We start from the raw sequence: 10,129 nt of genomic DNA, 5'->3' as shown, positions 1-10,129 counted from the left end.
ATTCCAATGATTCAGGAAGCCATGGCGATTTCTGAGGATGGATTCAAAATTATTGCTTCTCCCTGGACTGCTTCTCCCTGGATGAAGGATAACAATTCCTATGTTGGAGGAAAATTATTGCCAAAATACTATGATACCTGGGCACTGTTTTTCTCAAAATATCTTGATGCTTATAAGGCGGAAGGAATTAACATCTGGGGCTTAACTATCGAAAATGAGCCATTGGGAAATGGAAACAATTGGGATAGTATGCATTTTACTGCCGAGGAAATGGTGGAATTTGTAAGCAAGCACATGGGACCCAAGTTGGAGGCCGACGGACAGGATGTTAAGATTTTAGGTTACGACCAAAACAGAGATGAGCTGAAAGAATGGGCAGATGTAATGTATAAAGATGAAGAGTCTTCGAAATATTTCGATGGAATGGCCATTCATTGGTATGCAAGTACCTACGATTATATGCCTGAGACTTTGCAATATACCCACAAGAAAGCACCCAATAAATTAATGATTCAGTCGGAAGCCTGTGTTGACTCAGAAATTCCTCATTGGAATGATGATGCCTGGTACTGGTCGAAAGAAGGTACTGATTGGGGATGGGATTGGGCTCCTGAAGAGCAAAAATATCTTCACCCAAAATATGTTCCCGTATATCGTTATGCAAGAGATATTATTGGCTGCCTAAACAATTGGGTTGACGGTTGGGTTGATTGGAATATGGTTTTAGATCGTCAGGGGGGTCCTAACTGGTTTAAGAACTGGTGTGTTGCTCCGGTAATTGTCGATCCTGATAAAGACGAGGTTTACTTCACCCCCTTGTATTATACCATGGCGCATTTTAGTAAATTCATCAGACCGGGTGCCGTGCGTATCGGTTTCGAAAACCCGGATGACAGTTTAATGGTGACAGCGGCGCAAAATCCGGATGGAAGTATAGCTGTTGTTCTATTGAATATGAATGAAGAAACAAAAAATGTGAAGTTCAGTTTAGCCGATCGCAGTGTCGATATTCAAATTAACGCTCAGGCAATTCAAACGCTTGTAATTCCTCAATAAACTTATTAGCTCTTCCTAAATTTTTAGGAAGAGCTTTGTATATTACAAGCTGCTTTAAAAATCATTCTATGATTAAAAATATTTTTTTCTTCTTGCTGATATGCTTACTGTGTGTGCAATGCCAATCGGAGCAGAGCAGTGTGGTAAGTGTAAAGGAAAGGTCTATTTTGGTGGATGATTCCATATATACCATAAAGGGAATCTGTTATCATCCTGTGCCAATAGGCAGTGTTAACGAGCGCAGCTTCGAAAAGCTATCCGAAGACCTGTCTCTCATGCGGGAGGCAGGAATCAATACCATTAGAGTCTATTCTCCCATTGAAGAGGAAGCGGTTCTCGATGAGATTGCGGCGGCCGGACTGAAGGTGATTATTGGTTTCGGATACAATCAGGAGGGACATTACGATATTCATTCTGGTTCTTTTATCGATTACGTTCAGAAATATAAAAATCATAAAGCCATTCTGTTTTGGGAGCTGGGCAATGAGTACAACTATCATCCCGAATGGTTTGGTGGCGATCTTAAAAACTGGTATCGGGCTATGAATCAGGCAGCGGAAAAAATTCATCAGCAGGATGCAAACCATCCTGTTGCTACCGCTCATGGCGAATTGCCCGATTCATTGGCTTTGGCAACTTGTCCGAATGTTGATATTTGGGGCATGAATGTTTACCGATGGGACAATCCGGAGACAATTTTTGCTCAGTGGAGTGCCATTAGCAACAAGCCCATGTATCTTTCCGAAGCGGGAGCTGATAGCTACATGAGCATTGCCAAAGATGGATATGCTCAGGGTGTGAATGAGTTAGCGCAAGCCGATGCGACTCGAAAAATAGCAGAAACTACTTTGAATAATCGGGACATTTGTTCTGGTCTTGCCATTTTTGCTTTTGTAGATGAATTGTGGAAAGCAGGAGGTAAGGATACTCAGGATACAGGTGGTTGGGCACCCAACAGCAGCGGTGTGCCCTACGATGGAGCACCCAATGAAGAGTATTGGGGAATTGTAGATATCAATCGGAATAAAAAACAAGCTTTTTATGTTCTGAAGGATATTTTTACCAGAAAAAGAAATATGACACATATATTAAAGAACAAGAACATAGAATTGCACATCGATTTGCCTTCGGAAAACTATCAGTTTTCCCGTTTCGACTGGACAGGGAAAATTGCGATGGTGAAATACAAAGACATTCGTGTAACAGGAGTAGAACGTACCGATTCTGTAGATCAGAATAAGTTTGGAAGGGGTTTGTACAACGAATTTGGAATTGAGAGACCCATCGACTTCGACGAAACAGAGCGGGAGGATTATTTTCATAAAATTGGAGTAGGCTCCCTAAAAAAATCGGAAGACGAGTATCGTTTTAGTCACGAATACGAAATTCAACCTGCTGAATTCGACTTTAGGAGCAGCGATAATAAAGTGTGCATTACCTGTAAATCGCAAAAGCGAAATGGCTATGCTTATGAGCTGAAAAAGGAAATTGAATTGTTCGACGATCATTTTGTCGTTAACTATCATTTCCGTAATACAGGCAGTAAAACAATCTCTACCGACGAATACGTTCATAATTTTCTGGCTATCAACGAGGATTTAATTGGGAGTCAGTATCTCTTAAAATTTCCTTTTGAGATTCAGGCAGGAGTTGTGGGAGCCATTGTGAATCCGGAAGACAAAGTGCTGGTTGGAAAAAATGAGATTACTTTTAGGGGCACACCAAACGAACAATTCTTTTATAGCCATTTAGCCGGGAACAGGGAAGTAGCTGCAAGCTGGGAGTTGATCAACACAAAAAGTAAAATAGGCATTCGCGAAACAGATAGTTTTACCACAGCAAAAGTAAACCTGTGGGGATGGACACATGTGGTGAGTCCTGAATTGTTTTTTGAGCTGAATGCGAAACCTGGTGAGCTTGTGGAATGGACGAGAACCTACGAGTTATTCGGCATTGACTGATAAAGGGATAGATAAAAAAAGAATTACAGACATACTAATTAGAAAGGCTATTTAGTTTCAGCGAACAGCTTCCAGAAAAAGATATTCCGACTGCTGATAGCTACGAATTAGAATTCCTTTAAAGAACATATAGATATAAAAATGAAAGACATAGAATCAAAACTATCATTAAAAGAAAAAGTTGGCTATAGTTTAGGGGATACGGCCTCCCATTTTGTATGGGATATGGTTGGCTTTTGGATTTTGATTTTTTACACCGATACTTTTGGAATTTCGGCTGCTGCAGCAGGTACTATCATGCTGATTGCTCGTTTTTGGGATATGATAAGTGATCCAATTATGGGAATTATTGCAGACCGAACAAATACGCGTTGGGGAAAATTCAGACCCTACATTTTATGGATGGCTCTTCCATATAGCGTATTGGCTGTACTCACCTTTACCACTCCCGATTTAGGACCAACAGGAAAAGTTATTTATGCTGGTGTTACCTATATTTTATTAATGTCGGTATTTACGGCTATTAATCTGCCATATTCTTCATTGGGAGCTGTAATGACTTCTGATTCTTATGAGCGTGCAGGATTGAATTCTTATCGATTTATTTTTGCCTTTATTGGACAATTTATTGTTTCAGGCACAGCACTTTCATTGGCTTTGTATTTTGGTGGTGGCGATAATGCTAAGGGATATCAATACACTTTAATTCTGTTTTCCATTGTCAGTTTCATTTTGTTCATGATTACCTTTAAAACCACTAAGGAGAGGGTTCAACCTCCCAAAGAACAAAAAGAAAACTTAAAAGAAGATTTCAAGAATTTGTTTAAAAATAAACCTTGGGTAATTCTATTTTTTGTCGGCATCATTTCTTTTATCATGTTTGCCATGCAAAATTTGTCTATTGCCTACTATTTTAAATACTATATAGGAAATGAAGAAAATGTACAGTTGTTCAATGTAATTGGGACGGTAGCACTTATTGTAGCGATTCCTTTCTCGAAACCATTGGCAAAACGATTCGGGAAACGAAACGTGTTTTTGGCTAGCTCATTGCTTTCCGGATTTTTCTTCATCTGCCTATATCTACCTGGTAATAATAATCTTACCATGATATATACCTTTAATATTTTGGCAAAAATGGCCTATGCGCCCGCAGTTCCTTTACTATGGACAATGCTTGCCGATACAGCAGATTATTCCGAGTGGAAAACCGGACGTAGATCAACCGGATTGGTATTCTCGGCCGCTACCTTTGCACAAAAAGCAGGTTGGGGTATTGGAGGAGCATTGGCAGGTTGGATGCTCGCCATCTTTGAATTTGCACCCAATGTTGAGCAAACAGATACAGCTATTACAGGAATAAAATTGATGATATCAGTGATTCCAGGAATTCTATACATGTCTTGTGCAATCCTTCTGTTTTTCTATACCATCGATCATGATACCTGTGTGGTGATGAAAGCCGATTTGGATGAGAGAAGATTGGCTGAAGTCACAGAATAAAAGATTTTATGTAGTGCAAGGAAAGTTAGTTATATCCTTTATTTTAGTTTGGTAAAGATCATCTCTTCAGTGAGATGATCTTTTTTTTCTTACTTGTTTTATTGGAAAAACAAGGGGGATTTTTCCCTTGCCGATTTTTCAAAAGTAGTCTGCTAATGCAGGATGAAAAATAGATTTCTTACTTTGAGCTTGAGACTTGTAACTTACTTATCAAACTGCTTAGCCTCTTCCCAAATTTCATCCATTTCCTCCAGGTTCATGTCTTTTAAATTTTGACCTAGCTTCATGGTTTTGCTTTCCAGGTAGTTGAATCGTTTGGTGAATTTTTGGTTGGTGCGTTCCAGAGCGTTTTCCGGATTTACGCCATACAAACGAGCCGCATTGATTAAGGAGAAGAACAGATCGCCAAATTCAGCTTCCATTTTATCAGGATCGCCATTGATGATCTCTTCCTGAACTTCCATCATTTCTTCCTTCACCTTTTCCCAGACCTGTTCTTTTTCGTCCCAGTCGAAACCCACGCCGCGAACCTTATCCTGAATGCGATTGGCTTTTACCATGGCTGGCAGGGAGCGGGGAACGCCTTCGAGAACGGTTTTGTTGCCATTCTTTTCTTTCAGCTTCAGCTTTTCCCAGTTTTCTTCCACCTCTTCGGCGTTGGCTACTTGGGTGTTGCTAAAAATATGAGGATGACGATAGATGAGCTTTTCGCTGATGCCATCGCAGACATCGGCAATATCGAAATCGCCTGTTTCGGAACCAATTTTGGCGTAGAAAACAATGTGCAGGAGAACATCGCCCAATTCTTTTTTAATTTCTTCTTTTTCGCCTTTTAAAATCGAATCGGCCAATTCGTAAGTTTCTTCAATGGTAAGTGTTCGCAGGCTTTCAAAGGTCTGCTTCTTATCCCAGGGACAGCCTACACGAAGCTCATCCATAATATTTAGTAAGCGCTCAAAGGCTTTTAATTTTCTATCCATTTGTTGTGCATTTGATATTCGAAGATCAAATTTACGAAAGAATTTGGGAGTTTGGACTTTTATTGGGATTTTGAATGCCAGGGAGGGAAAGCTTCTGCCTTTATCCCTGGCTATTCTTCTGCGAACACTAAAAAAGTACACATGTCAAAAGGAAGGTACTTTTTAGTATATGAAAGCTAAGTTCCCAACAAACGCCTTAGCTTTGATTGTGAAGAACCCTATGAATCGAGAGCTTCAAGTACGCTTTTGTGAGCGGTTAGGGGTGATACCCTTAGCTTACTCGACTAGCAAATCGTTTTTAAGCCCAAGTCCAGAGGGTTTTTCATTCGTATTACGAATTCCATAGTTATTGGATTCTTAAGCCAGAATTATTTAGGCAATAATTGTACCTTCTGTAAATTTATTGTTTTCCATTCTTTCTGATTTGGCTTTAGATGTATGCTATAATCACCTGCTTTATCAATAAGAACTTCCCCAACATTAACTGTTTTATAAGATTTGAATCCACCGGTTGCAAGTAGTTTGGTCTGGATTGTTCGACCTGCAATAATTAATTCTATGGAACTCTCTTCTTCTGAGGCTAGGTGCATCGAAATTGTATATGTGCCAGCTTTGTCAACAGAAAAATCCCAATCTACTGTAGCTTTATTATTTGACCATTGCTCAATACAATCCGCCTCTTTATTAAAAGTTACATGTGAACCTATCACATTATTGATAATCGACTTTTGCGCTGGTAATACGATGCTTCCATCCTTATTTTGTTTAATATTGTCAGCATCGCTTACTAATGGTGTGCCTGTAATTTTTAATACAACAACTGAACTGATTGAATCTGGAGCATCGCCTAACAAGGATATTGTAGTGCCTTGCTCATCCGTTTTGGTTTTAAATTCTTTAGACTTGTCCACAAGCAAATTACAAGATTGAACTTTATTGGTTATAGGAATGAATATCTTTCCGCTCTTTGGCAATCAAAAATGTTAAGATAAAGTGTGGTGTTTTTTCCTTTTGTAAGTGTTGTAATACGTCCCCATGCAGGAGTGCGGCAAGGACTCGCACTTGTACCATAAATCGATTCACTGTTTTTCTCCATCCAGACTCCTATTTTCTTCAATCGTTCAACACTTGGTTCTGGAATTAAGCCTTCAGCTGTTGGTCCTACATTTAGAAGGAAGTTTCCGCCTTTACTGGCAATGTCAACCAGGTTTTGTAAAAGTGTTTCTGTAGACTTCCAGTTGTGATCGTAACTTTTATATCCCCATGTGTTGTTCATTGTCATGCATGATTCCCAATCGCCAGGAAGACCAGTACCTGGGATAAATTGTTCTGGAGTACTGATGTCACCTTCGTAGTCACCACCCAGTCTGTTGTTATGAATGATTCCTGGTGCTAATTTCAATAGGGGTAAGAATTGTTCTGCACGTTCTTTGTTCATTCCTCGTGGCGTATCCCACCATAATATTGCAGGTTGGTACTGGGTTAAAATTTCCTTTACCTGAGGCACTGCAATATCTTTTATGTAATCATCCATATCATGTTTCTGTGCAGGATCCCACTTGCCTTTCTTATCCTTGCCCCGAGCAGAACCTCCCTGATTCCAGTCCTGAGCTTGAGAATAATAAAGGCCTAGCTTGATGCCATGTTTTTTACATGCCTCAGCCAGGGGGGCAATTAAATCTTTTCCATAAGGAGAAGCATCCATAATATCCCATTCCGAAACTTTTGAGTCGAACAATGCAAAACCATCATGATGTTTCGAAGTAATTACAATATATTTCATTCCGGTTTCCTTAGCTAGTTTCACCCAGGCTTCCGGATCGTATTTCGTAGGATTAAATTCCTTAGCATATTGCTGATATGTGGCCATAGGTATGCTTCCGTCAGACATAATCCATTCACCATATTTACCAACTTTTTCACCCTCATAAATTCCTGCTGGTACAGCATAAACGCCCCAATGGATAAACATTCCAAACCGTGCTTCACGAAACCATTCCATACGTGCATCACGTTCAGCATCGGTTTCATTAGCATATGGGTCTATTGAGGGGATATCCTATTGAGAATAGACAGTACTCATCGTCAATAGGATGAAATAACAGCTTAGCATTAAGGTTTTCATAGTTTCCATTTTTTTATAACAAGAATTTATTTTCGTTTCTAATGTTTGCTAACATTCCAACAAAGGCCATATCGTCTATTTCTGTTATGCTTAAAAAAAACAGTTTTGATTGTCCGATGTTGGGGTGGTAATGAAGGCTTATTATATTTAGTATGTGAATCTACAAAACAATAATTCGTAAACAAAAAATACGCAATACTATTTTACAGAGCATTATAAGTAAGAGGAGTTTGACTTTGAGAGCTTTGATATTTAAAAGTTTCGCTTTTCTTATGATTATCTCACCTACCGCACGAACCCTTTCGTGTGGCTTTTGTCTTTTTACCGAAGAAGGCGATACAATTGAGCACTAGCGGAGCCATAGCTCTAGGGCGAAGCCCTCCTGAATAGCTTATTCTAAAATTATTTAATGAGTAAACCCGTACCTGGGGTGATGTGAAAGCCTCTCCCTGCCAGTGATTACCAGCGGGGAGAGGCTATTCGATTAGCGTTTTGTTATTATTCTATGCAGAACATATGAAATAAATCTCTTCGCTCAACTAATGTCATTGCATACTCTCCTGATTCAATATTATCAATCTGAATTAGATATGAATTTTCTCCATATTTTTTTGCACTAAATGGAATGTAATTAATATTTCCAGATTTTGAACCTCCAATAGCGTTATATGAGCCGATCTTTAGTGTTCTAATATTTTTTTTACGGTTACTAGATAATTTAAATATATTTAATATCGTACTAGGGTCAACTGAATTATTTGCGACTTTAACAATAAATTGTAGTTTGTTGTTATTGTTTAGCTTAACTGAAGACGAGCTCCCTTTAACTATGTTTTTTGATTTTGATTTTCCTGCCGCGAATCCAACTACAGGAACAAAACTTGCTGCATTTGCTCTCGTTGACGTAGAAATTGTTTGTTGTTCTAATTTAATTCCTTCTCCTATAGTGTCATTTACATACACTATTACACCAGTAAATTCTGATTCAGTTATATTAATTGTTTGTGAATAAGTAAAATTAATAAATAAGGTTAAACCAAAAATTAATAGAATTCTTTTCATAGTTTTGTTTTATTTTGAAATATTAATGTTAAGTATAGTTTGTTTCTAGTGTTTACATTTTAGTTGTTTATTTCAATTTTCAGCTAATTCTTGCAACAAAAATTAAGTTAGTTTAAGAGTTTAATCTTGCTAATTCTGAGAGATGTGGAGAATTACACATAACGACAGTCGTCTAAAAACTCATTAAAATGGCTCATCAATATCCATGATAATTTAGCTTTTGTTGTCATCAGAATCTAATTTTAATTTCACCGTGTTTTTTGTTAGATCTATATTATTGATATGCAATACATGCAGCTATAATCGCAATCAAAGGTGTCAATAATCCACTTAGTACATTTAGTAAATTCATTTTGTCAATATTTAAAATGCAATTGATCATATGTGAAGTTAATTGTCGAATTAAAGCTAATTCATAAATAAAATCCATTCCCACTTTTGTTTTTGGGGAGCGAGCCAAGTGATTTTCCCTGATGCAAGGAATGAATGCCAAAGGTAAACTTAATAATCGTTTTTTTTGCTTTTTTTGTGGTAAATGAGGGGAAGAAGCCTGGTAATTTTCTCGATGATGAGTAGCAAGCACAGGGCACAAAAAAACACTCCCAAAGGAGTGGTTTACAAATCAAAAAAAATAGTGTGTAGTAAGATTCTTCTGTTCCAGAAATTTGTCCGCTTTTTTGATTTGTTTTAGCAGAAGTAGTGTGTAAGTTAGGATTCTTCTACTAAGGTGTTGTCCGTTTTTTCGATTTATTTTCAATGAGCGTGTTATTGATTTCGATAAGCTTGTTGACTTTTAGGGAGAGTGTTTTGTAGGCTTCTTCACCATCAATCACCTCATTTGCTTCGAGGTATTTAATTACTTTTCGGTAGCTTTTGGGCTGATTTTGGGATCGTTTCAGGAGGAGGCAGATGGTTTTTGTCCTTTTGCTTGTGCTTTTCTGCTTTTTGCCGAAGGGGAACTGCCGTTCGGAAAAGCTTTTCACATTTAGGGCTTAAGTTTAAGTTTTTAATTTAAATTTGCAGCTTGTTTGGTCTAAAGGCTACTGCAGGCCGAAATGAATTTGTTTGTAATCAACATTTAGCTTGGTTTTGAATCATTTTTAACGGCGTTTATGAATATACATAAAATTAAAAATCTGCTCTTTTCTTTCGAGCAGGTTCCATCCTTTCTCTACCTTTTAAAATGGATTTTGATTTGCCTGCTTTTGGGAGCGATAGTGGGTAGTGTTTCTGCATTTTTCCTAACAAGTTTAGAGTGGGTAACCCATTGGCGGGAAGCTCATTTGTGGATTATTGCTCTGCTGCCGGTGGGTGGTTTTATCATCGGCTTGTCCTACCATTTGTACGGAAACAGTGTGGTGAAGGGGAACAATTTACTGCTGGAAGAATTTCATTCGCCTAAAAAAGTGATTCCTTTTCGGATGGCGCCCCTGGTGCTGTTT

The 10,129-nt window shown here is 38.3% G+C and carries 9 protein-coding genes; 4 read left to right on the top strand and 5 right to left on the bottom strand.

Annotation, left to right across the window (positions count from 1 at the left end; all coding sequences use genetic code 11):
- From ABYT26_RS16875 to ABYT26_RS16865, 3 genes are all read left to right on the top strand, one after another.
- Nucleotides 1-1,056 (top strand): glycoside hydrolase family 30 beta sandwich domain-containing protein (locus ABYT26_RS16875; RefSeq protein WP_372756058.1); only part of this gene is annotated, 1,056 nt, incomplete at its 5' end.
- 68 nt (nucleotides 1,057-1,124) lie between these two features.
- Entirely contained in the window at nucleotides 1,125-3,017 is a 1,893-nt protein-coding gene (locus tag ABYT26_RS16870; protein WP_372756056.1) for a glycoside hydrolase family 2 TIM barrel-domain containing protein, read from the top strand.
- 141 nt (nucleotides 3,018-3,158) lie between these two features.
- Complete coding sequence (locus ABYT26_RS16865; protein ID WP_372756054.1) at nucleotides 3,159-4,520, top strand: MFS transporter; 1,362 nt, start codon at nucleotides 3,159-3,161, stop codon at nucleotides 4,518-4,520.
- 203 nt (nucleotides 4,521-4,723) lie between these two features.
- Here ABYT26_RS16865 and mazG read toward each other — a convergent pair whose 3' ends face one another.
- From mazG to ABYT26_RS16840, 5 genes are all read right to left on the bottom strand, one after another.
- A complete protein-coding gene (gene mazG / locus ABYT26_RS16860; protein ID WP_372756052.1) occupies nucleotides 4,724-5,500 on the bottom strand; it encodes a nucleoside triphosphate pyrophosphohydrolase in 777 nt (258 codons plus the stop codon).
- Nucleotides 5,501-5,868: 368 nt separating this feature from the next.
- The gene (locus ABYT26_RS16855) at nucleotides 5,869-6,411 is read right to left on the bottom strand and encodes a DUF5077 domain-containing protein (protein WP_372756050.1); all 543 of its coding nucleotides are present in this window, start codon (nucleotides 6,409-6,411) and stop codon (nucleotides 5,869-5,871) included.
- 29 nt (nucleotides 6,412-6,440) lie between these two features.
- Complete coding sequence (locus ABYT26_RS16850) at nucleotides 6,441-7,547, bottom strand: alpha-L-fucosidase (RefSeq protein ID WP_372756060.1); 1,107 nt, start codon at nucleotides 7,545-7,547, stop codon at nucleotides 6,441-6,443.
- A gap of 576 nt (nucleotides 7,548-8,123) precedes the next feature.
- Nucleotides 8,124-8,687 carry a hypothetical protein gene (locus ABYT26_RS16845; RefSeq protein ID WP_372756048.1) on the bottom strand — a complete coding sequence of 188 codons (564 nt, stop codon included), beginning with the start codon at nucleotides 8,685-8,687 and terminating at the stop codon, nucleotides 8,124-8,126.
- A 722-nt stretch (nucleotides 8,688-9,409) separates the two neighbouring features.
- Nucleotides 9,410-9,670: a hypothetical protein gene (locus ABYT26_RS16840; RefSeq protein WP_372756046.1), complete on the bottom strand. Its 261-nt coding sequence runs from the start codon at nucleotides 9,668-9,670 to the stop codon at nucleotides 9,410-9,412.
- Between the two features lie 129 nt (nucleotides 9,671-9,799).
- Between ABYT26_RS16840 and ABYT26_RS16835 the strand changes: the two genes are divergently transcribed.
- Nucleotides 9,800-10,129, top strand: a 330-nt coding sequence (locus tag ABYT26_RS16835) for a chloride channel protein (protein WP_372756044.1), incomplete at its 3' end; no start/stop codon positions are given.

It is taken from the genome of Labilibaculum sp. (assembly GCF_041595635.1).
Lineage (GTDB): Bacteria > Bacteroidota > Bacteroidia > Bacteroidales > Marinifilaceae > Labilibaculum.
The sequence above is the reverse complement of the archived record's forward strand: the minus strand, read 5'-3'. Positions and strand labels throughout refer to the sequence as shown.